Consider the following 22,695-nt stretch of genomic DNA (forward strand, 5'->3'; position numbering starts at 1 on the left):
TGAAAGGAAGGCGACGCAAAACACCGCGCCCCGGCATCATCACAGCGAGGGCTGCTATTCGGTGCCCAAGGCCTCGCGCACCTTGACCGCCAGGGAGCGGTTGGAAAAGGGTTTGGCGATGAAATGAACGCCCGCTTCCAACATGCCCCGGTGGGCGATCACGTCGGCCGTGTAGCCGGACATGAAGAGCACCTTCAGGTCGGGATTGAGCGATTGCAACCGCCGGGCCAGATCGCGACCGTTCATCTCCGGCATCACCACATCGGTGATCAGCAATTGAATCGTCCCCTGATGGGCGGCGGCCAGCGAGATGGCCTCGTCGGGACCGGCCGCGGCCAGCACTTTGTAATGCAAGCGTTCGAGGATGGTTTTCGTCAATTTCAGTATGGCGGTCTCGTCCTCGACGATCATCACCGTTTCGCCGCCGCCGCGGGGCAGCTCCACCACCGCGGGTTCCTCGCCGGGGCGTTTGATCGCAGCGCCATGCCGCGGCAGATAGATCCGAAAGGTGGTGCCCTTGCCGGACTCGCTGTAGACATTGATGAAACCGTTGTGCTGCCGAACGATGCCGTAAACGGTGGCCAGCCCCAATCCGGTGCCTTCGCCGATACCCTTGGTGGTGAAAAAAGGCTCGAACACCGACGCCAAGGTCTCGGCATCCATACCGCAGCCGTCATCGCTGATCGCAAGCAACACAAAATCACCCACCGCGGCTTCGGGGTGATCCGCGCAGTATGCCGCGTCCAAGACTATGTTGCGGGTTTCGATGGTGATTTTACCGACGCCGTCGATGGCGTCCCGCGCATTGACGCAAAGGTTGGCCAGAATTTGATCCAGCTGGGCGGGATCCATGTGGACCGGCCACAACCCGTCCGCCGGCTGCCAGGCCAGATCGATGTCCTCGCCGATGAGGCGGCGCAGCATGCGCAGGATTCGCTCCACGACCGTATTCAGATCCAGCACCTCCGGCTTGATGGTCTGCCGGCGCGCAAAGGCCAACAGTTGGCGCGTGATGTCGGCGGAACGCCGCGCGGCGGCGAAAATTTCGTCCAGATCCTGGCGCAGGGCGCTTTCCGGCGGCACCTTGTCCATGGCCAGCTCCGCGTAACCGATGATCACGCTGAGCATGTTGTTGTAGTCGTGGGCCACGCCGCCCGCCAACCGGCCCACCGATTCCATGCGCTGGGCCTGCATCAGTTGCGCCTGGAGCTTTTCCCGCTCGCCCTCGCTGCGCTTGCGCTCGCTCAGATCCTCGGCGGCTCCCATGATGCCGACGATCTCCCCCCGGTCGTTGCGCAGGGGGGCCACCGAAAGGCTGACGGGAATTCGTTCTCCGTCCTTGCGTACGCGGATCAACTCCTGGCCGTGGATTTCGTCTCCGTTCTTGACTCTCCCCAGCAACGCCTCGAACTCGGCCCGTTTGTCCTGCGGCACGACGGGCAGCGGTTTGCCGAGGACCTCCTCCGCTGACCAACCGAAGATGCGCCCGGCCGAGCTGTTCCAGTCCGTCACCCGGCCTTCCATATCGATAGTGTAGAGGGCCACGGGCGAGCAGACCACCATGGCGCGTTGAAACTCTTCGCTATGGTGCAGGGCCTCCTCCGCGCGCTTGCGCTCCGTGATGTCCACGACGGTGGTCACTAGATAGAGGGCCTTGCCTTCTTCATCCCGCCGCACCACCGAACTGACATCCGCCCACAACAGGGCGCCGCTCTTGTGCACATACCGTTTTTCAAAACGCGCCTTGTTTTCACGGCCCTCCACCAGGGAAGCGATGATCGCCTCGGTGGGCGCGATGTCCTCGGCCGGGGTGAACGCTTGCCAGCGTTTGTCCCGCACCTCGTCCACCGCATACCCTAGAAAATCGGCAAAGGCCTTGTTGGGCGTCATCTCACCCGTGGGCAAGGTGATGGATTTACCCACATTGGCCGCTTCGAACACATATTGAAACCGGTCGCCACTCTCTTGCAAGGCCGCCGTCTTGAGGGCCACCTGCCGCCGCAAGGACCAGGACCACAAGGCAAACACCAGCAGCAGTCCCACCAGGGGGCCGACAACCACTGCAATCCGCCGCAGCGCCACACCCCATCCGGGCGGCGGCGCTTCATACACCCCCATCCATTTGTTGTAGATCCAACGGTACTCGCCGGTCTGCTCCAGGGCTTTGAGCCCTTCACCCAACTCGGCCAACAGCGCCTTTTGCCCGCTGGGAACGGCGTAGCAATAAGCGGCCGACAGCAGCGGCTTGCGGCCGACGTTCAAATTTTGCCAGCCGTGGGCCTTGATGTAGTAATGGGCGGTCAAACGGGAGACCAGGGCGCACTCCTGGCGCCCCATGGCCACCTCGCGCAAGGCATCCTCCTGGGCATCGACCAGGGTGAGCCGCGCTTCGAGGCCGTTCTGCACCGCGAAGTCGTGCATGATGTCGCCCTTTTGCACGATGATGCGGCAGTCCCGCAGTTCGTTTGCCGACTCCGGCGGCGACATGCCGTTGGTGCGGGTCACACCCACATAGTGATTGACGATGTGGGGCGCCGTGAAATCGAAGGTTCGATCCCGCTCAGGCGAGTAAAGCAGCCCCTGCAACGCATCGATCTCGCCCCGCGCCAAACCCTCCCGGATTTCGGACCAGGGTCCCAGGCGGATCTCGACTTCCAACCCCACCTCGCGGGCGATGGCCCTGGTCAGATCCACGTTGTAGCCGGCCGGTTGCCCCTTCTCATCCAGAAATTCATAGGGCGGGTAGTTGTGATCGCCGCCGATGACGATGCGCCGGTGGGTGGGCAATTCCAAGGCACCGAGCCATTTGGCGTGCAACTGGTTGAAGGTACTGTCGGCCATCACCAGGGCCAACCCCTCGTTGAGCAGCGCCAGGGTCCGCCGGTCGCCGGCCCGCACCGCGAAGCAGAAATCCTGTCGAAACCCCTCGATGGGTTGGTTGATGACCTCCAAGTTGGTCATGCCGATTTCGCGAATCAGGCGCAGGGCCACCAATCGCTGAATCACCACCGCGTCGTGCAGCCCCTCCGAGAGTTGACGCAGCGCCTCTTCGAAGGTATCGGTCAGCTGGATGTCGATTTCGCGAGGCTCGCGCCGCAAGAACTCCTCGGCGTTGTCGCCGCGCATGACGGCGACCCGGCGGCCGCGCAAATCCTCCATGGCGCGAATGCCCTCGCTCCCCCGGCGCACCACGATGGCGCCATGCATGGACATGTAGGGAAAGGTGAAATCGTACAGGGCCTCCCGCTCCGGGGTGCGGCCCACCACCGGCAGGGCCAGGACCTCGCCCTGCGCCAACCATCCGCGCACCTCGGCCCAAGTGCCCGTGCGAAAGACCACTTCCCGGCTCATGGCGGCCAGGGCGGCCCGCAGCAGCTCGACGGAAAACCCATCGGCGCGGCCCTGCTCATCAACGATACTGAAAGGCGGCAAATGGAATTCGGCGGCGGCCTGGATGGGGGTCGGGTCAAGGGCGATCCCTTGGTCGGTCGCCGCGACGGCCGCACCACCGACCGACACCATGAAGGCCCCTATCAGCCACAACAGCAGCCAACGCGGCACGTGACCACGGCATCGCCGGATGGCCGTTGCCGGGAGTGACGAAACCGATTTGCAATTGGGCATCAGGGCGGTCCAGGTCGGTAGCGGGTTGATCATCTGCAAAAGGCACAAGCACCGCCCCTTTCCGCCTGCGCGGCCTCTCCCGCGACGTTGCGAAACCCAAGGGTCGGCGTACCATGTTCCATCCGCGCTTCAGATTAGCGGTGATTCCCGATCCTGTCAATTTGAAGGTGACCGCCCGGCGGGTCTAATTGACAACCTGCCGGATTCTCCTATTATATTCAAGTACACCCCAAACGCCGGAGGGTAACGGCATGTTCCTGCCCAGGCACCGCACAACAGGTTTTCGCAAAGTAAAAAGAACCCTTGTTCTTTTAATGGGGCTACTGCTGGTGCAAGGTTGCACAAGCGCCTACGGCCGTTTGCAACATGACCCGCTCGTGACCGATATGTTTCGAACAGGTGCCGTCCCGGAAACCTATCGCTACTTTTTCGATGGCCGCGGCGCCATGCCTTATGCCTTCATCGGCATCGACCCCCGCTACACGCCGGTGCTCCGTTTCTGGGAACCGGTGGCCCCCGGTTCGGAGCGGTTCGCCCAAATGATCCCTTTCATTTGGATGCCCGAGGATTGGGGCACCTATTCGACGGGACAAGGCGCCTGGATTCTGGATGCCGAAGGCAACCGCCTGGGCATTTGGTATTCCATGTATCCCCACGCGACCATCCGGCTGGATGCATCGGATCGGGTCACGGTCTATTCCCCCGCCTTCGGCGAAGGGGAACGGATGCTTGGGCAGTAACCGACATTTGACCGCTCAGTTTCTCACCACTCAATGAAGGGAACCACACCATGCTGCAAGGAAAGATTGTCTGGGTCACAGGCGCCGGCACCGGCATCGGCCTGGCCGGGGCGCAAGTCTTGGCCGCCGGGGGCGCCACCGTGATCCTGTCGGGTCGCCGCGCCGGGCTGCTGGAAGAAGCGGCCGCCGAAATTCACCAAAACGGTGGGGCGGCCCACACCGCCCCCTTGGACGTCACCGACGCCGACGCCGTGGATCGCGCGGCCGACGCCATCGTCGCCCACCACGGCGCCATCGACATCCTGGTCAACAACGCCGGCATCAACACCAAGCGGCGCCGCTGGCAAGATCAAACCGCCGCCGATTTCGACAGCGTGATCCGCATCAATCTCAACGGGCTTTTTTACTGCACCCGGGCGGTCCTCAACCACATGCGCGCCCGGAAGGACGGTCTGGTGATCAACGTGTCCTCCTGGGCGGGGGTGCGCACCTCGGCCCTGGTGGGCCCCGCCTACAACGCCGCCAAACACGCCGTGGTGACTCTGACCGAAACCATCAACATGGAAGAGTGCGTCAACGGCATCCGCGCCTGCGCGATCTGCCCCGGCGAGGTGGACACGCCCATCATGGCGCAAAGGCCCGTGCCCCCGACGGCCCAAGACCTCGCCCGAATGCTCAAGCCGGAGGACCTGGGCGCCGCCATCGCCTGGGTGGCCCAACAACCGCGCCATGTGTGCATCAATGAGCTGGTCATCAGCCCGGCATGGAACCGCTTTTACATGCGGGCCGCCGGGCACACCGATCCCTGAGCCGGCGAAGACAACTTTACACCGGCACATGAAACGGACGGCAGGGTTTACGCCGCCTCCGGTAAATGGCCGTCGCCAAAAACAGCGTCAATTACACCCGATAAAAGGAGGTGCACAAATGGGAAAAGCGATTCGCATCCACACGACCGGCGGACCGGAAGTGATGCGGTGGGAAGATGTCGACCCCGGCCGGCCGGGTGCGGGCCAGGTGCTTATCAAGCACGCCGCCATTGGTTTGAACTTCATCGACATTTACCATCGCACCGGATTGTATCCCCTGCCCGGCCTGCCCGCGGTACTCGGCATGGAGGGGGCCGGCACGGTGGAAGCGGTGGGTGACGGCGTCACCGACTGGCTCCCCGGCGACCGTGCGGTCTGTGCCAGTGGTCCGCCGGGCGCCTATGCCACCCATCGCCTGGTGCCGGCGGACCGGCTGGTACCCCTGCCCCAAGAGATCGCCTTCGAGCAGGCCGCCGCCATGATGCTCAAAGGCATGACGGCCCGCTATCTGCTGCACGGCTGCTTCGGGGTGCAACAGGGGCACACGATCCTGGTGCATGCCGCCGCCGGCGGTGTCGGCAGCATCGTCTGCCAATGGGCGCGCCATTTGGGCGCCACGGTGATCGGCACCTTCGGCTCGGAAGAAAAAGCCGCCCTGGCGACCGCATTGGGTTGCGAACACCCCATATTGTACCGCAAGGAGAACTTTGTCGAACGGGTCAAGACCATCACCAACGGCGAGGGGGTGGACGTGGTTTACGACGGGGTCGGCCGCGACACCTTCTTTGATTCGCTGAAGTGTCTGCGCCCCTTGGGCACCATGGTCTCCTTCGGCCAGGCATCGGGCAAGGTGCCCCCCTTGGACATCGGCTTGCTGGCCACCCATGGTTCCTTGTTTTTAACGCGGCCCACCCTGCTGGCCTACACCCATAAAAGGGAAGAACTGCTGGCCCATGCCCAAGACCTGTTCGAGGTGGTGCGCCAAGGGGCGGTCAAAATCGATATCCGCCGACGCTATCCCCTGGCCGAGGCCGCCCGCGCCCATGGCGACCTGGAGGCCGGTCGCACCATGGGTGCCGCGATACTGCTGCCTTGAACGGTGGCCGCCCATGCCGCCGGCCGATCACCGGTGGGACACCCCAAAGGTGTGCCCGCCCTCGGCGAAATTATTTGCACCAACACCTTGACTTTGCCTGTGGGACAACTAACATACCATGTGAAGCCTGACTTTTTCATCATCTTCCTCTCTTGCTTGCAGGGTGTTGTATCCCAACACCCTGCAAGTCCCTCCCTAAGGGCTCGCGAAACAATAAATTCGCATTTCAGGCATCCGAATTCGGGTCGAATGGTTTTGATCAGCGGATTCAAAACCGGAGGCATAGCGAGCTATTCCGAGGATTTTGAATCCGCTGATCGGGCCAAGACGGCCTGAAGCAGGGATGTATAAAATGAGAAGTTATTGTTTCGCGAACCCTAAGTAAAGATGACGATATTTGAAACGATGCGCTTCCTTCGTCAGCGCATCAAACCCCATCCTTCCACTGCTTCCCATCGAAATCGAAATCGGTATCGGTATCGCTATCGTAAAATAGGGGCTTCCGCCATCGGACGAACCCTATTTCAAGGCCAGATGCTTGCGATGGTGCACCCACATATCGGCGGTATAGAGGGCGAGTCCGACCCAAATGCAGCCGAAGGTAACCGCATCGGCGGCGGCGAAAGGTTCTCCGTAGAGCAGCACGCCGACCAGAAAATGGCCGGTGGGGGTGATGTACTGCAGAATGCCCAGGGTGGCCAGCCGCAGCCGCCGCGCGGCCACGGCGAACAGAATCAACGGCACGATGGTGGCCAACCCCGCCCCGATGAGCAGCAGGTCGATGCGCAAACCGGCCTGGCCGAACATCGACTGACCGCGCAGATGCATTGTCAGCAGCCAGCCAACGGCCAAGGGCAACAGCAGCAAGGTCTCCACCATCAGCCCGGTGATACTGTCGATCTCCACCTGCTTGCGGATCAACCCGTAAAGGCCGAAACTGCACGCCAGAATCAACGCGAGCCAGGGCACGCGGCCATAGCCGACCAGGGAGATCAACACGCCGGCGGCGGCCACCCCGACCGCCAGGCGCTGCATGGGGTGCAACCGCTCGCCGAGAAAGCAGTACCCCAGAAAGACATTGAAGAGTGGATTGATATAGTAGCCCAAACTGCTTTGCAGAATCTGCCCCTGGCCGACGGCGTAGATGAAGGTGCCCCAATTGAAGCTGACGGCCACCGCGCTGCCCACCAGCGCCAAGATGGCGCGGGGCCGCTTGAACAAGGCCCGCACGCGGTCGACGCGCCGGGTGACCAGAACGATGAGCACCAGAAACAGGGCCGCCCACAACATGCGGTGCATCAGAATTTCCAGAGGTGTGACAATGTTGCCGAACTGTCTGAAGTAGACCGGAAAGAGCGCCCAGATGCCGAAGGCCCCCAGGGCGGCCGCCGGACCGGTCAATGTATTGATCGGACCCGGCCCGTCGATCTCACTCCCTGCTGGTTGTGCTCCCGTTGGCATGCCCAATGGTGCTGTCTCCCCAGCGGTTGATGTTGCGGCCGGCTGCCAAGTGCATCGAAAGCGACCCCGATCCGTGATCCTTCATACCCTGAATTTGCAAAAAGGCAAGTTAAAGCATAGAAGGAAAGCGGTGGCTTTGCAATCCAGGCGATGGCCACCCTGGACGGACCCTAACACACGGTTGTTGCCGTGCAGCGGAGGTGAATCATGAAAGCGATCCTACTGGACGGCTTCGGCGGTCCCGAGGTGATGCGGCTCGGCGAGGCGACCCGGCCCGAGCCGGGCGAGGGCGAAGTGCGCATCAAAGTGGCGGCCACATCGGTCAACAGGGCCGACACGGTGCAACGCCGGGGCAACTATCCGCCGCCGCCCGGCGCATCGGAGATCCTGGGCCTGGAAGCGGCCGGCGTGGTGGACCGTGTCGGTCCGGGGGTGACACACTGGCGCCCGGGCGATCGGGTGATGGCCCTATTGACCGGCGGTGGTTATGCCGAGTACGCCCTGGCCGACGCCGGCCATCTGATGGCCGTTCCCGAGGCGATGGATCTGGAAACCGCGGCCGCCATTCCGGAGGTTTACATCACCGCATTTCTGAACCTGTTTCTGATCGGCGGCCTTAGCGACGGCGACACCGTGCTGCTCCACGGCGGCGGCGGTGGCGTCAACACGGCCGCCATCCAGATTTGCCGCGCCCTGCTCAGCCACTGTCGCATCCTGGTCACCGCCTCCCCGGGCAAAATCGCGCGGGTCAAAGCGCTGGGCGCCGACCGGGTAATCGACTACCGCAACGAAAATTTTGCCGAGGTGGTGCGCGATTTCACGGGCGGCGCGGGCGCCGACGTCATTCTGGATCACATCGGCGCCGACTATCTGGCCAAGAACCAAGCGGCATTGGCCGTGCAGGGACGGCTGGTGGTGATCGGCCTCATGGGAGGCGCCACGGGCCAAATCAACCTGGGGATAATGATGGTCAAACGGCAACGAATCATCGGATCGGTGCTGCGCGCCCTGCCGAAAGAGCGCAAAACCGCCATCGTGACGGTATTTACCGAGCGCGTGCTACCCCATATCGCCCAAGGCGACTGCCGCCCCCTGATTCACCGCGCGCTGCCCCTGGCCGCCGCCGCCGACGCCCATGCGGAAATGGAAGCCTCGGGCCATTTCGGCAAGATCGTTCTGCAGGTCTCCTGACCGCCGGCGCTCATTCGATCGGCATCGTTGATCGGTAAAAATCGAAATTACTCTCCAACATTCGGTAGATGGCCGGATCCACATCGATCAGACGGCAGCCCAGCCCTTTCTGTCCGATGTGCGCGATCGATGCCTTGATGAAGCTGATGGCCGCCTCATCCGGAAACCGAACGGCGATGCGAATCTGCTGTCCTTGCTTGAACTGCTCGGTGTTATCCGTTGCGATATGAAAACCACCGAGGCTGAAATCCACCACCCGTGCCGTTGCATTGAACCCAATGATGGTGATTGGAAGTGCCAAGGCAATCCGGGGGTGCTTACGCTGATCCGTTTTGCCGCTCGATGAGCTGTTGCCTTTATTGTCCATGGAATGCGAATCAGATCCTTTTCCGTGCAAAAATGTACCGTTGTAGCTCCTGACCCGGTTTTCGACCTGCTTGGCGACAACCTGAGGAAACGTTTTAACAAACAATATAAGCTGTGGAATGTGACAAGCAACGAAAGGACAGTGAAAAGATTATCGACGGCAAGTGGCTGCGCGAATCCCATTGATGAAATACCCAAAAATCTGTAATTATTTAGAAAAACGTAAAAAACAGCTTCAAACGGTTTTCTTGACACCTCCCGATGCGCGATTAATCTCATTGTTTATAGACTGAAACGAAATGCATACAATCCAAACAGATAGGGGGGTATATTATGAGCGTAGAGCAATACACGCCCAATATAACGCCGGATGAACTTCATTCGGAAATCAGGAAAGAATATGCCAATGTCGCCCTTGAACCGCACAAAGGATACCACTTTCATACCGGACGGGCGGCGCTAACCCGGCTCGGGTACACCGAAACCCACTATACCGGTTTGCCCGAAGACAACATCGCTTCGTTTTCGGGAACCGGCAATCCGTTCATCGTCGGACCGATCATGCCGGGGGACACGGTGGTGGATGCGGGCTCCGGCGCGGGGTTGGACGCGCTGATCGCCTCGCGCATGGTCGGGCGCTCCGGCCGGGTGCACGGGTTCGATATGACGCCGGAGATGCTTGAGAAGGCGCGTACCGGCGCCGCACGGGCCGGTGCGGGCAACATTGAGTTCAACAAAGGCTATATCGAATCGCTGCCTTTGCCGGACGGCTTCGCCGATGTGGTGATCAGCAACGGGGTGCTGAACTTGACCCTGGACAAAACCGCAACTTTGCGCGAGTGGTTCCGGGTTCTTAAACCCGGCGGGCGCCTGTTCGTCGGCGACATCATCGTCGGGCGTCCGATCCCGCAGGAAGCGTTGCAGGACATCTCGTTGTGGACCGGGTGAATCGCCGGTGGTCTGCAGGATGCAGATCTGATCCGCTCGGTTCAGGACGCCGGTTTTTCGGATGTCGTGATCGATCGCAAGTATCCCGACCTGTTCGTGGGCGTGGCCGACCCTTCCGACGCGCTGGCGTTCGGTACGCAGGGGGTCTCTTTTCATGCCCGCAAATAGCGAAGCGATTGTTTTGATATCGGAACCGGAGCAGCCGGGGTTGCGGCCGTTTCCACCTGGTGCGGCCGCAACCCCATTCTCACCGACTTCCACGACCAAGGGTTCACGAAAAAACGAATCCGCACTCCATCAGCCCGGCAACGGCTTTTCCCGATGGACATCCTTTTCGAAATCGAAATCGCTCAATCCCTCGGCGCCGGCATAGGTCTGCTCGAAATCCCGGATGATTTGCGCCAGGGGAATATCGTCGAATTCGCCGCGCTCGCGCAGGTATTCCATGTGCTTGTTGCCCAGCAGGTCGAAGGGGTGATAGATCGAATCGCCCCGACCGTCGAAGGCCAGGGGCTTCAGATTGAACCGCCGGCACAATTCAATATTGAAAGCCGGCGTCGCCTTGACCCACTTGCCTTCCAGGAAAAGGGATGTGTAGCCGTGCCAGATGAAAACATCCGTTTTCATGCGCTCGCGCATCCGGGTGGTGGAAAGGTGGTTTTTCACGTCGGCGTAGCCCAGTTTGGCCGGTATGCCCACCCGACGGCAGCAGGCCGCCAGCAAAGCGGCCTTGGGCACGCACCAGCCCCGGCGGTTTTGCAGCGTGGTGCTCGCCCGCAATCCGTCCACGCTGAGATCGATGCTGTAGGGATCGTAGCGGATCTGATCCCTGACCGCATAATAGAGTTGCACCGCCTGTTCCACGGGGGTCCCGGCCCCGCGCATCTCTTTCTGCGCAAAGGCCGCCACCGCCGGGTGATTGAAATCGATCATCTCCGTTGCCTGCAAATACAACTTGAAATCGGCTTCCATAACGCTGTCCCCTTTCAACCGTACTTCTTGCAGTTCCGCTCCATTTACGTTTCAGCCAACGGACCGTACCGGGCGCCTGAAATGCGAAGTTAATTTTGCGCGAGCCCTATGCAGCGTCGAATACATTCCCAGGCCCGGGGCCAAGCGATTCTCTCCTGTTCCAGACGCACCTTGAATCCCCACCGGTTCTCTTTCAACCCCCGGTACAGCGCCTGCTCGTCATCCGTCAGACGGGGCAGGCGGTCGGCGCCGTGCGGCTGTTTCTCTTCGACCCACAATGACTTGTGCGCGAGCAGCGTTTGCTGATCCATGAGCAACGACGCGAGCTGCGGCAAGTGCGAACGGGCGCGATGCAGAATAGCAAAGCCGTGGGTGTCGATGTCGCCCCAGTAATAGCAGCGGCTGCGTTCAAGCCATTGGAATCGGGCGATGCGGTCGATCCCGTACCCCAGGCCCATGATCACCACCGTATCCGGCAAATCTTCAAAGGCAAGACCGGTCTGCAGATTTTCGACGATGAAAACCCATCGCAGCGGCAACGCCAGCTCGGCCAGCTGTTCAACGGGCGCCGAGATGTCGCCAAGTCCGCCCAGGCGTTGGCGCAGCGCCGGATCGAGCAGCCGCATGCGGACCATGTCCGGCATTGGGCGCAAACCGCACACCGCGTAGAGATCCTTTCCCTTTGGATCCACGCCGTGGAGCGCCGCCGCAAGTTCCGTCACCAGGCCGCGGCGCTGTTCCAGCCACTTGCTGTCCAGCCCGGCAATGGGCAATTGGCGGGGATAGAGAAAGGACCGCGGGTGGGCGCTCAACCCGTCCAGCAAGGATACCAGGCGCTCAAAATCCGCGTCCGGGTAATCGGCGAGCATGTTGTAATGGCGCGGCAGCAGATCATACAACGCGGGCCAGGTCCGGCAAAGACGCTGAAAGCGCTCGCGGGCCGAACGCCAACGGTCGGTTTCGCCCAACCAGGCCGCCACTTCATCGGGGGCGGCCAAAACCAGCCGCGCGGGCAGGCGCTGGGTGCCCAAATCGCGCCAGCGGCGTTCGCGCCACTCCAGGGTACCGCTGTGAAGATGTTGCCGCCACGCGTCGATCCAGGCCCGCAGATGATCGATCTGGCAGGCCGCATCGTTTTCGCTGGGATTGCCCAGGGCGATGACCATGGGCCAAGCGTCGCCGCCGCCGAGCCATTGTCCCCGCCGGGCGGCGAAGCGCTTGCGCAGCTGTTGGCGCACCGATTCAGGAAATCGCAGCGATGGTGTCGTCACGCACTTGCTCCGGTAGATTCAGACGCTGTCGTTGGTCGTCATATTCGATCAGCAGCACCCCGGAGCGCTGCCGCTCGTTGATGTCCACAAAGCAGGCGCCGCCGATGAACGGCTCCAGGGTCATGACCGATTTCAGCGGCGTGGCGACAATCATCTGGAAGCCGAAGCGGGTGAAGATGTTCATGGCCAGGGCCGTGAATTCGTTATCGGCCTTGTCGAAGGCCTCGTCCAGAACAACCGGCGCGCAGGCGGGCAAGCTTTGTTCCCTGCCGCCCAGTTGATAGCGCAAGGCCGCCGCCAGACAGGTGGTGGCCAGCTTCTGCCGCTGACCGCCGGACTTGCCTGCCCCGCTGCGGTACACCTCGACCTCGTTGCCCTGCCCATCCAGTTCCCGCGCGATGAACTCCACATGCAACCGCACATCCAGCACCTCGTCGCGCCAGCGCCGCTGCTGGGGATCCTGGTCCGCCAAACGATCCACCAGGCGCCGCAGGGCCGCGAAGCGGCGCTCGGCCGTTTCGCGGTCTTCGGTCCAGGCGTGGCGCAAGGCATCGTGAATCTCGCGCTTGAACTCCTGAACCGTCGGCAGATGGCGGTCGGCGACATCGATCCGCAGGTAAGTGCCCCGGTTGAACCGGGCGTGACGCAGTCCTTCATTGACCAGCTCCATGCGCTCACGGATCTCATTGCGCGCCTGCCGCAAATGGGTGTTCAAGGCGGCGAGATTCTGGTGGCTTTGATCTTTGAGCAGATCGAAAAACCGTCTTTCATGGCGCGGCAGGCCATCGATCTCCAAGCGCCGCAACTTGGCCAGAAAATCCTCCGCGGCGGCCAATTTGGCATCCAGTCCCTCCGATTCGGCCGCCCATTGGGAGATGAAGTCGGCGAAACAGCTCTCGATCCCCCGTTCCAGTTGATGAAGCTCGCTGCTCAATGCTTTGAGCTCCTCGTTGATCCGGCGTTCCACCTGGTGGGTCAAAGCGTCCAGGTTGTCCAGGGCGGCCGCCCGCCCGAGGGCCTCGAAGCGATCCGCGAGCGCTTCCTGTTGGCCGGCGGCCAGGGTTTGGGCCGCGGCGGTTCGGTGCATCTCGTCCAGCGCCGTTTGCCTTGCGCGGATCTCCTTTTCCACCTCCCGGATGTCGACCTTGATCTCCTGCACGCGGTTCTGTGCCTGATCGCGTTGCCGTCGGGCCGCCGTCATACGGACGGCGATCTCCTGCAAGGCCTGGTTGCCGCGGCGAATCTCATCCAACTGTGTTTCCAGGGCGGCGATGCGATCGATCAGCGGCGTGGTGTCCAACTCTTCCCACTGCAGGTTGACCAAGGTCTGGCAGTGCAGTGCCCGTTCGGCGCGCCGCTCTTCCTCCGCCTGCAATGCGTCCAGGTCCCGGCGCCCGGCGGCGATCCGCTCGGCCAAGGCTTGCGCCTGCTGTTTGTAGAGCGCCAGCTTTGCGTGATTGTCGAAGCCGAGCACCCAGTGGCGCCGGTCGTCGATGGAGCGCCGATCATCCTTCTCATGACGTGTTTTGCCATGGCGCACCAGCCCTTCAGGTGTCAAGGCCCGCTCGTGCTTCTTGAAACCGGCCACCGAATCGACGCAAATGTAATTGAATCGGTGATTGAGTTCGCCCCTGAGCCACTTCTGATACGACCCCTCCTTCAACTGCAGCTTACCGGCCAGGGACTGGATGGAGACGGTCAGAGCAGCCGCCGGATTGACGCCCGCCACGCGGTAGTAAACCAGCCGCTGCCCCAGGTGCATCCCGTTGACCACGCCGGAAACCGCGCCGTAGTGGCGTTCGTCGACCAGCATGGAGAGAGCGAACCCATGCAGCACACGCTCGATGGCCCCGCGCCACCGGGCTTCCCGCGGCAACACTTCGATCAGCTCACCGACAAACGGCAGCGCCGCCGCATCAAGGCCCGCCTGCTTGGCGATCCGGCGGCGTAAATCGAGCATCCGCGCCGGAATGTTGGAGGGTTGGCGCTCGAGGGAGGCGACCTCCCCGGCCGTCTCCTTGAACTCCTTTTCAAGGGCATCAACGGCCACGGTCAAATGGTCCCGCCGGTCCCGGGCATCCCGGGCTTGCTGCCCACGGGCCTCGAGTTCCTGCCGCGCCCGGCCCCGCAATTCGGCAAAGGCCATGGGTCCATCGGCCGGTTCCCATGCCAGGCGGTCGCAAGCCATGCGCGCCTGGGCCTGTTTGGCCGATCGCCGCGACCGATCCGCTTCGCGCTCTTTTTTCTCGGCTTCCAACCGTTCGATGCGATCCCCGCCCAGCCGGCCGTGTTGCTCCTCCAACTCCTGCAACGTCCGTTGATGTTGCGCCGCCGACGCTTCGCGCCGTCGCGCCTCGTCGTTCAAACCTTCGACCCGCACCCCGAGATCCTCGATGCGCGCTTCGAGCAGTTGCACGCGCAACCGGTCCCGGTAGACATCGATGCCTGAACGTAAAAGATCCAAGTCCTCGTGCTGCGCTCGCACCCGCAGCAGCCGTTGGTGCTTATCGCGGGCCGGCGCCAGCGTCTGCACCTGCCGGCGGGCCGTCACCACGGCCTGATGGGCCTCGTTCAGTTCGGCGAATTCGGCAACCAGGGTCCGGGCCACATCGAAGGTCTCGGGGGTGTCGAGCATGAAATCGCGCAAAAAGGCGTTCAAATCCCCCAGGCTCTTGGCCGATTGGGTCTTGTGCAGCAAGCGCAGGGCCAGCTCGCTCTCGATGTGCAACAGGCGGCGGAACCGCTCGCAATAGGGGTTGAAGGTGGCGAAATAGTTCCCGTCGGCCAGCTCATGCTTCAAACGGCGCAGATCGAGATTGAATGCCTCGAGTTCCGCCAGATCGAAAGGGCGCTCGAAAATAATGAAATGCCGCCGCACATCGGCGGCGCCGGTGCTCCGGCCGCGCAGCCAGAACAGGCCCACCAGCACCACCGTGCGCCCCTCCATCCCCCGAAAGGTCAGGGCCAGGGCGGACCAGGTGGTGCCGGTGCGCAGATAGCGGGCGGCGATTTCCCCGGTGGCCTCGTCTTGCTGTTCGGACCAGGCGCCGCGGATGTAGGTGGCCCAGTTGCGATCACGGCCCTTGTGGGTCGCATCCCGCGCGGCGGCATTGAAATCGATCCAGCGCGGCGGAATGAGCAACGCCGAGACGGCATCCAGCAGCGTCGTCTTGCCCGAACCCGAACGGCCCACGAAGAGAAAGCCCCGTTCCGCGATCGGTATGTCATGCAACCCGTCGAAGGTCCCCCAGTTGAACACCTGTAACCTTGCAATGCGAAACTGCGCATGGCTCGGAAAGAGCTCCCTCTGCTCGGCGGCGGCGTTCATTCTTCCGTGTCCTCCTCCGCCTGCGGCTCGGCGGCGATGTGCACGTCCAAGTCACCGGCCAGTGCTTGATATTGTGCCGTGAGGGCCACAATCTGCTCGGCCGAGAAAAGCAGTTTCAAGGTGGGGGAAATCTCGAAGCGCTCCACGTCCCCCCTGACCTTCTGCAGCATGCTGTTCTTTTTCATTTTCTCCACGGATGCGCGGATCTTCTTGGCAAATCCCGCATGATCGGTGCTCACCGCCCGCTCAAAGGGGGCCGCATGTTCGAGGATCTCGGCGGCGTCCACCACCGCCCGCTCGCCCCGCACATCGGCCTGGGTCAGACGCTGGCGCAAAAAGAGCAGCACCACGGAATCAATGAAGGTCAGCGGCGTGCGCCGCAGCAAAATCGGCGTTTCCAGGTCGCCCGCATCGGCCTGGCGCGTGAAGGCCACCTGTTGGTCCGTATCGATCACCAGTTCCAGAAAAAGGTCGTGGAGGCGGCTGCGGAGGATCGTTTCGTCCCGCACCAATACAGGCCACAGGCGGGTGTGGCGCCGCCCGTCCAGATAGGGACCCGCCAGCAACTGCACCAAAACGCGCCGCGTCTCCAAGGGCAATTGTCCCAAGTCGCCCTGGTAGAGCCCGCCTTCGGTTTGCTCTTGCACCACGCCCTCATTCGCGGGCGCGCCGTCGGCCGTGCGGGCCGATGGATCAGGCGAGTTCATGGACCTGCTCCTTGAGAAAATAGATCAACGGAATTCGAGCACTGCGCTGCTGCATGTCCTCGCCCGTCCAGGCAACGGTTTCGCTGCGTCGGCCCATCACCCGGCCATGGCGACTGCCCAAGGCCAGGTACCCCACCACGCTGCCGAGCCCTTGCGCGGCGGGAAAGGCACGCAACACCTCGCCGATGCACACCTGGGACCGCTGCGCCAGGCAGGCGCGGATATTGTCGGCCAGCCCCCGGAAATCGATTTCCGACTGCATCACCCAGGCCGCCACGGCATCCAGGCCGATCTGCGCCGCGTCGCCGGCGGCCATGCCGCTTTCCACCGTGTTTTCGGAAGGATCCATCAGATTCCATTGCGAAAGCGAACGAATCCGGCTGCTGGTCAACTGCAAATGGAAGTTCATTTTTTCGCCGGCCTTGACCTCATTCTTGAGGGCCAGGGCGTGCTGCTGCGCCTCCGATATCAGTCGGTTGATCCGTCGTTGTTCCATATATTCGCGGCTCTGCACAAACTGTTTCAGGCTGCGGGCGAATTGCTGCAACACCTCGTGCACCGTACCGCCCTGGGCCAACAGGTTCTGGATCAGGCGCAGCAGGAAACGCCGTTCAGCGACCTCCAGCCGGTTGCTGAAATCCCGACCGAACAATTCCTCGATGGCCGCTTCCAAGGCGGCATTCTGTTCCGGGTCGGTCAACAAACGCCAAAAGGCATGGAAGGTGCGCCCGGACTCGCTCTCGGCGATCACGTCGATTCCGGCGAACAGCTTTTCCAGCACATCGCCGCGGCTGCCGCTGTCATCCATGATCCGCTCGCGCAAATCGCGGTTCAGATGCTCGAAATCGTCCCGCACGCTATGGAAATCGGCGATCAATTCCCCGGACAGGGCGATGATGTCCCGCACCCGCTCCAGCGCCTCGTCCTCCTCCAAGACCTTGAATCGCCCCTTGCGCAAGGCCGCAATGGATGCGTCGATCCGCTCCCGCTCCGCCAGCAGATGGGTCATGCGGCTTTCCGGATCGGCATCGGTCTCCTCGACGAGGCGCCCCAATTGATGGATGACGGTGGCCAGCCGACTGCCCGTCACCGCCGAGCGCGGCTCCACCAAACCGCCGATCAAGTGAATGGCTTTGGCCGCGGCAGCGGACAGCTCGTACTCCTCCTCGGTGGCGCCGGCCGGGAATCGGCGGATCAACCACCCCTTGGCCAGCCAGTCGGCCACATAGGCCCGGGCCGTCTGGGGCAGGGCCTCGCCGCGCGCCCGCAACTGCTCCAAATCCCGCTCCAGCCGCTCGTACAGAATGGAGGCCGCAAGCTTTCGATTGCCCTCCATCAGGTTGTTCTGCAGCAGGGCGATGGCAACCGGACCGTTGTCGGCGGCCAAAAGGCGCCACAAGGGCTCATCCCGCAAACGACGATAGGTGACGAAGGCCTGGTTGAGATTCATCGCACGATCACATGCGTCCTGGATGGTGCTGTTTCACCGCATCCGTGCTCCGGTTGCGCCCCCCGTTCCGATCCCGCCGGCCGATCCGATCCAACGCCTTTGGAACGGCGAGCCGTCCATCGGCATACCATTACGAAAACAACTCCGCCTGTCAAGCCGCGTTGTCACCTTGCCAATTACTTCATATACACCAATTTTTCAAAACCTTACCCAAGGATAGAGGCGTAGCCAACGACATGAAAGGAAAAATCGGCGACCAACTGGATGTGAAAAACCGCACGCTGGATTCGGAAGAAGCCAAACCATGCACCCTGGAATTCAAGGGATCGACCGACGTGCTGTTCAAGAAGGAGTGGGCACCCCTTAACGCGACCCTCGACAAAAACGGGATGGCGGCGTTTCCAGGGCAATCGTTTTGACGGCCACGCTTTTGATCAACGCGAAGACCGCTTGCCCTTCTTGCAGCCCCAAGTCCAAAAAGGATTTCCGGGTAATGCGGGCCCATAGCAGACAGCCGATATCCAAAAGCAGATCCACATGGGATTCGCCGCCATAACCAATTTGCACGACTTTGCCGGAAAAGATGTTCTGGAAACTGGTCAAGGCGGGTGCTTGGCGGGCCACGGCCACATGGCGGGCGGAAATTCGTACGCGCATCGGGGCACCCCGCCCTGCCGGCACCGCCGCCACTTTGAGCACATGTTCACCGAAGCGCAGCGATGTGAGCCCAGAGGCGTCCAAGGGTTCCTCCACCACGGTGGAAATCACCGAGCCAAAATTTTCTTTTCCGATGTGGGCCTGCAACTCCGGCTTGGAGAACAGCTCTTGCAGCTCTCCGGAGGCGACCACACGACCGCTGTCCATGATGACCAAGTGGTCGGCCAGATTCAGAATCTCATCCATCATGTGGCTGACATAGAGAATGGGGATGGCGTATGCGCGGGAAAGCTGCGCAATGAATGGCAGGACTTCGGATTTGCGAGAGGCGTCCAGGGAAGCCAGCGGCTCGTCCATCAGCAACATGGCCGGGCTGGTCAACAGCGCCCGTCCGATGGCCACGCGCTGTTTTTCTCCCCCGGAGAGCCTGGCCGGCCGGCGGCCGAGCAGATGGCCGATGCCGAGCAGTTCGACCACCGCGTCAAAGGTCACGAAACGGCGCTCCGCCGGCGTTCGGTGCATGCCGTAGGTCAAGTTGGCGCGCACCGAAAGGTGCGGCAGCAGGCGGCCGTCTTGAAAGACATAACCGATGCGGCGTTTCTCCGGCGGCAGGTTGATGCGCCGTTCCACATCGAACAAGCAAAGGCCGTTGACGCTGATGCGGCCCGCATCGGGACGCACCAGGCCCGCTACCATGTTGATGAGCGATGTCTTGCCGGCGCCGGACGGTCCGAACAATGCCGTAACGCCGGATGCAGGCCCTCCAAAGGTCGCATCCACCAGGAAGCCGCCTTGCCTGCGCGTGACATTTATCTCCACAACAGCTCAACCTTTCATGCGGGCGGCAAAACGGCGCGCCAGTATTTCCGAACACACCAGCGCCGCCATGGCGATCAGTACTGAAAGGATGCAAAGCCGCATGGCGCCGATCTCTCCGTCGGGCACCTGTGTAAAAGTATAAAGGGCCAGGGGCAGGGTCTGGGTCTGTCCCCGGATGTTGGACACAAAGGTGATGGTGGCGCCGAATTCACCCAGGCTGCGCGCAAAGGCGAGAATCAGCCCGGTGATGATACCCGGCACCATCAACGGCAGGGTGACCGTGAAAAAAACCCGCAGCGGTCCAGCGCCCAAGGTACGCGCGGCCGCTTCCAATCCCTGGTCCACACCCTCCAGGGAGAGCCGCACGGCTCTCACCAGCAGGGGAAACGACATCACCGCCGCTGCCAGCACGGCGCCCTTCCAGTTGAACGCCAATACGACGCCCAGGTAATCATACAGGGCCGCCCCGATCGGACCGTTGCGTCCCAGCAGCACCAACAGCAAGTATCCGGTGACCACCGGCGGCAGGACCAGGGGCAGGTGCACCAAGCCGTCCAGAAGGTTCTTGCCTGGAAAGCGCAGGCGCGCCAGCACCCATGCGACCAGGATGCCGACCGGCAAACTGACGGCCACGGACCACCCGGAAACCCAGAGGCTCAGCCGCAGGGCTTCGACCTCGACCTCGGTCAGTTGCCAGAGCCGCATTACCTGACTTCGAATCCGTAGTTTTCAAAAACGGCCCGGGCTTCCGCTGTTTTCAGGAAATCCAGGAACCTGGCCGCCGCATCGGCCTTGCCGCCCGCCACCGCCGCCACCGGATAGATGATCGACGGATGGCTCTCCACCGGAAACATCCCGACAATCCTTACCTTTTTGGAGATGGCCGCGTCGGTGGCATACACCAGTCCCATAGGCGCTTCGGCCCGCTCCACCATGACCAGGGCCGCGCGCACATCTTTCATCGGCGCCAGGCGATCTTTGACCTGACCCCACAATCCCAGGTGTTCCATGGCGGTTTTTCCGTAAATCCCGGCCGGCACATGCGCGGGATCGCCCATGGAAAAACGGCCGTCTCCGCCCAGCAAAGCGGCCAGATCCAGCCCTTGCCGGACATCGACCTTCTGCATCGCACTTTGCAGAGGCGCGATCAGCACGATGCGGTTGCCCAGAAGATCGAATCGCGACGCTTTGTCAATGATCTCTTTTTCTTCAAGGAAATCCATCCATTTCACGTTGGCCGAAAGAAAGACATCGGCGGGCGCGCCGCCGGCAATCTGTTTGGCCAGTGTGGAAGAAGATGCAAATGAGGTCGTGATATGCCCCAACCCCGCCGCCGCGAACAGGTCGCCGATTTCCGTAATGGCATTGGTGGTGGATGCGGCGGCAAAAACGACCACCTCCCCTTGACCGGCGATACCGTCTTCCACGGCAAATCCAACCCCGCCCAAGGTCAGCATCAACATCATTGCAAACAGAACCGATCTTCGTTTCACAACTTTCATCCGCCATCTCCTTTGACCTTGAATGAACAAACAGCAAAATTATGCCTTAAACGTCATTTGACGTCTTTAGTTGTCATATGATATGAAATTCTGTCAAGCGGATTTTCCAGAATTCCCCGGGGCGGACCAATTCATTCGGAGGTGGGCAATGGGTCGCAAACAACCTGCAAAGCATACCGGCATCAAATCCATGGTCAAGGCGTTTCGACTCAAAAAGGGGTGGTCCCAGGAAGAACTCGCGCTTCAACTCGATATCCGCCGCCAAGCCGTGTACGATATCGAATCCGGTCGGTACCTCCCGAACACGGCCATCGCCCTGCGGCTCGCGCGCCTGTTCGGTTGCCGGGTGGAGGACCTCTTCGTCGAGCAGGACCCGCCCGACAACATGCCTGTGCACGTCATCAACGGTGTGGACGCCGCTTCACCGCGACTGGCGCTGGGGCGGGTGCGCGATAGGTTGGTCGGAATAGCGTTGCAAGGTGCGGCATCCATCCCTTTCGGCCTGCGCTCGGCGGACGGGTTGTTGCGTCCGGACGGAAAAAGCGCCCGCCTTCTTACGACGCCGGAAAACCTGAACAAATCGATTCTTCTAATGGGGTGCGATCCCGCCTTTGAAATCCTCGCCGCACATGTCGGTCGTCGGGCACCCGCGTCACGCGTTCACTGCGGCTTCGCCTCCAGTCATCGCGCGTTGAACATGTTGGCCGAGGGTTATACACATGTGGCCGGCACCCATCTGCACAATGCGGGCACGCAGGAAGCGAACGTGGTGACAGCCCGCAAGAAGCTGGCGGGTGTTCCTTTTCATGTGATGGGATTCTCTATCATGGAGGAAGGGCTGATGGTGGCCAAGGGCAATCCCCTGAACATTCACAACGTGATCGATCTGGCGCAACCCATGGTGCGCCTGGTCAACCGTGAGGCGGGCGCGGCATTGAGAGTACTGCTGGACACCCAGTTGGAGCGCGCCGGCATCGACGCCGAAGCCATCCGCGGATATGAAGATGAAGTGATGTCCCATGGCGAAGGTGCCCACCGGATTGTCTGCAACGCTGCGGACGCAGCCCTTGGCTTCCGGGTCATCGCGGAAGTTTTCGAAATCGATTTTGTACCCCTGGCCACCACCCGCTGCGATCTGGTGATCCCCGACGACATGACCGAACACCCCACGATCAAAGTGCTGCTGGATGTTCTACAGTCCGCCCCCCTGAGAAGAGAAATCGATGCCGTCCCGGGATACGCAAGCACCGCAACCGGCGACACCATCGCGCAATTGAGTGCCTGACCGGATTTCGGCACCTGTTTTTTCATCGGAAAATCCGCTCTAAAAGAAATTTTTCCGCCAGCTCCACTTCACCGGCCAGTGCCGCCTCCTTGATCATTCCCCGGATATCCTCTTCGGTGGCGCCGGGTTCCGGGGAGGGGTGAACCCCCAGAAGGCGCACCACCAGGCGGGTGGTGCCGCTGAGCAGATAAACAGCCGGCATGGCCAGCCGCAGCAACAGGGCCATGACCGGAGCGGTCATGCGGGAGAGGCGTTCCGGACTGCCGACCGCCAGTTGCTTGGGCACCAGTTTTCCCAGGATCAGGGTCAAAAAAGTGACCGCCAGAACCACCACCCCCAAGCCGAGCGGGCCACTGTAGGGCGCCAAATAGGCCACGGCGGCAAAATGTTCCTGCAACCGGTGGGCGATGGTCGCACCGCTGGCGGCGCCGATCAGGATGTCCACCAGGGTGATGCCGATCTGCACGGT

The 22,695-nt window shown here is 61.8% G+C and carries 19 protein-coding genes; 7 read left to right on the forward strand and 12 right to left on the reverse strand.

Annotated features, from left to right (window positions below):
* Nucleotides 1–54: 54 nt before the first annotated feature.
* A complete protein-coding gene (locus tag MRX98_RS04330) occupies nucleotides 55–3,672 on the reverse strand; it encodes a transporter substrate-binding domain-containing protein (protein WP_246903290.1) in 3,618 nt (1,205 codons plus the stop codon).
* Nucleotides 3,673–3,953: 281 nt separating this feature from the next.
* Between MRX98_RS04330 and MRX98_RS04335 the strand changes: the two genes are divergently transcribed.
* The 3 genes from MRX98_RS04335 (at nucleotide 3,954) to MRX98_RS04345 (ending at nucleotide 6,269) form a co-directional block, all read left to right on the forward strand.
* On the forward strand, nucleotides 3,954–4,364 hold the full coding sequence (locus tag MRX98_RS04335) for a hypothetical protein (RefSeq protein WP_246903291.1): 411 nt from the start codon (nucleotides 3,954–3,956) through the stop codon (nucleotides 4,362–4,364).
* Nucleotides 4,365–4,414: 50 nt separating this feature from the next.
* On the forward strand, nucleotides 4,415–5,173 hold the full coding sequence (locus MRX98_RS04340) for an SDR family oxidoreductase (protein WP_246903292.1): 759 nt from the start codon (nucleotides 4,415–4,417) through the stop codon (nucleotides 5,171–5,173).
* Nucleotides 5,174–5,291: 118 nt separating this feature from the next.
* Nucleotides 5,292–6,269: a quinone oxidoreductase family protein gene (locus MRX98_RS04345; protein WP_246903294.1), complete on the forward strand. Its 978-nt coding sequence runs from the start codon at nucleotides 5,292–5,294 to the stop codon at nucleotides 6,267–6,269.
* Between the two features lie 519 nt (nucleotides 6,270–6,788).
* Here the strand turns inward: MRX98_RS04345 and rarD are convergent.
* On the reverse strand, nucleotides 6,789–7,730 hold the full coding sequence (gene rarD, locus MRX98_RS04350) for an EamA family transporter RarD (protein ID WP_246903595.1): 942 nt from the start codon (nucleotides 7,728–7,730) through the stop codon (nucleotides 6,789–6,791).
* Nucleotides 7,731–7,937: 207 nt separating this feature from the next.
* Here rarD and MRX98_RS04355 point away from each other — a divergent pair, with 207 nt between their 5' ends.
* Entirely contained in the window at nucleotides 7,938–8,921 is a 984-nt protein-coding gene (locus MRX98_RS04355) for an NAD(P)H-quinone oxidoreductase (RefSeq protein WP_246903296.1), read from the forward strand.
* A 10-nt stretch (nucleotides 8,922–8,931) separates the two neighbouring features.
* Here MRX98_RS04355 and MRX98_RS04360 read toward each other — a convergent pair whose 3' ends face one another.
* Nucleotides 8,932–9,288 (reverse strand): PilZ domain-containing protein, encoded by a 357-nt coding sequence (locus MRX98_RS04360; RefSeq protein ID WP_246903298.1) that lies wholly within the window; start codon nucleotides 9,286–9,288, stop codon nucleotides 8,932–8,934.
* A 332-nt stretch (nucleotides 9,289–9,620) separates the two neighbouring features.
* Between MRX98_RS04360 and MRX98_RS04365 the strand changes: the two genes are divergently transcribed.
* The gene (locus MRX98_RS04365; protein WP_246903300.1) at nucleotides 9,621–10,235 is read left to right on the forward strand and encodes a methyltransferase domain-containing protein; all 615 of its coding nucleotides are present in this window, start codon (nucleotides 9,621–9,623) and stop codon (nucleotides 10,233–10,235) included.
* A 297-nt stretch (nucleotides 10,236–10,532) separates the two neighbouring features.
* Here MRX98_RS04365 and MRX98_RS04370 read toward each other — a convergent pair whose 3' ends face one another.
* The 5 genes from MRX98_RS04370 to MRX98_RS04390 all read right to left on the reverse strand — a co-directional run bounded on the left by MRX98_RS04370 (nucleotide 10,533) and on the right by MRX98_RS04390 (nucleotide 17,963).
* On the reverse strand, nucleotides 10,533–11,207 hold the full coding sequence (locus MRX98_RS04370) for a transglutaminase-like domain-containing protein (protein WP_246903303.1): 675 nt from the start codon (nucleotides 11,205–11,207) through the stop codon (nucleotides 10,533–10,535).
* 89 nt (nucleotides 11,208–11,296) lie between these two features.
* Complete coding sequence (locus tag MRX98_RS04375; RefSeq protein ID WP_246903306.1) at nucleotides 11,297–12,478, reverse strand: Wadjet anti-phage system protein JetD domain-containing protein; 1,182 nt, start codon at nucleotides 12,476–12,478, stop codon at nucleotides 11,297–11,299.
* Nucleotides 12,450–15,806, reverse strand: a complete 3,357-nt coding sequence (locus tag MRX98_RS04380) for an ATP-binding protein (protein WP_246903309.1) — start codon at nucleotides 15,804–15,806, stop codon at nucleotides 12,450–12,452. Before MRX98_RS04380 ends, MRX98_RS04375 begins: the two co-directional genes overlap by 29 nt.
* On the reverse strand, nucleotides 15,803–16,513 hold the full coding sequence (locus MRX98_RS04385) for a DUF4194 domain-containing protein (RefSeq protein ID WP_246903312.1): 711 nt from the start codon (nucleotides 16,511–16,513) through the stop codon (nucleotides 15,803–15,805). Before MRX98_RS04385 ends, MRX98_RS04380 begins: the two co-directional genes overlap by 4 nt.
* Nucleotides 16,500–17,963, reverse strand: a complete 1,464-nt coding sequence (locus MRX98_RS04390; RefSeq protein ID WP_246903313.1) for a DUF3375 domain-containing protein — start codon at nucleotides 17,961–17,963, stop codon at nucleotides 16,500–16,502. The genes MRX98_RS04385 and MRX98_RS04390 overlap by 14 nt, the downstream gene beginning before the upstream one ends.
* A 161-nt stretch (nucleotides 17,964–18,124) precedes the next feature.
* On the opposite strand from MRX98_RS04390, the gene MRX98_RS22150 reads away from it, so the two are divergent.
* Nucleotides 18,125–18,382 (forward strand): HSGNPxU motif (seleno)protein TsoX, encoded by a 258-nt coding sequence (locus MRX98_RS22150; RefSeq protein ID WP_425523867.1) that lies wholly within the window; start codon nucleotides 18,125–18,127, stop codon nucleotides 18,380–18,382.
* Here MRX98_RS22150 and modC read toward each other — a convergent pair.
* The 3 genes from modC to modA are packed head-to-tail and all read right to left on the reverse strand — an operon-like array spanning nucleotide 18,327 to nucleotide 20,941.
* A complete protein-coding gene (gene modC / locus MRX98_RS04395; RefSeq protein WP_246903315.1) occupies nucleotides 18,327–19,439 on the reverse strand; it encodes a molybdenum ABC transporter ATP-binding protein in 1,113 nt (370 codons plus the stop codon). The genes MRX98_RS22150 and modC overlap by 56 nt on opposite strands.
* A 6-nt stretch (nucleotides 19,440–19,445) precedes the next feature.
* The gene (gene modB, locus MRX98_RS04400; RefSeq protein WP_246903318.1) at nucleotides 19,446–20,144 is read right to left on the reverse strand and encodes a molybdate ABC transporter permease subunit; all 699 of its coding nucleotides are present in this window, start codon (nucleotides 20,142–20,144) and stop codon (nucleotides 19,446–19,448) included.
* On the reverse strand, nucleotides 20,144–20,941 hold the full coding sequence (gene modA, locus MRX98_RS04405) for a molybdate ABC transporter substrate-binding protein (RefSeq protein WP_246903320.1): 798 nt from the start codon (nucleotides 20,939–20,941) through the stop codon (nucleotides 20,144–20,146). The genes modB and modA overlap by 1 nt, the downstream gene beginning before the upstream one ends.
* Nucleotides 20,942–21,089: 148 nt before the next feature.
* Between modA and MRX98_RS04410 the strand changes: the two genes are divergently transcribed.
* Nucleotides 21,090–22,226, forward strand: coding sequence for a substrate-binding domain-containing protein (locus MRX98_RS04410; protein WP_246903323.1), 1,137 nt, complete (start codon nucleotides 21,090–21,092; stop codon nucleotides 22,224–22,226).
* A gap of 22 nt (nucleotides 22,227–22,248) precedes the next feature.
* On the opposite strand, the gene MRX98_RS04415 is transcribed toward MRX98_RS04410, so the two are convergent.
* On the reverse strand, nucleotides 22,249–22,692 hold the full coding sequence (locus MRX98_RS04415; protein WP_246903325.1) for a CNNM domain-containing protein: 444 nt from the start codon (nucleotides 22,690–22,692) through the stop codon (nucleotides 22,249–22,251).
* Nucleotides 22,693–22,695 lie beyond the last annotated feature (3 nt).

Source organism: Desulfatitalea alkaliphila (assembly GCF_022968795.1).
Lineage (GTDB): Bacteria > Desulfobacterota > Desulfobacteria > Desulfobacterales > Desulfosarcinaceae > Desulfatitalea > Desulfatitalea alkaliphila.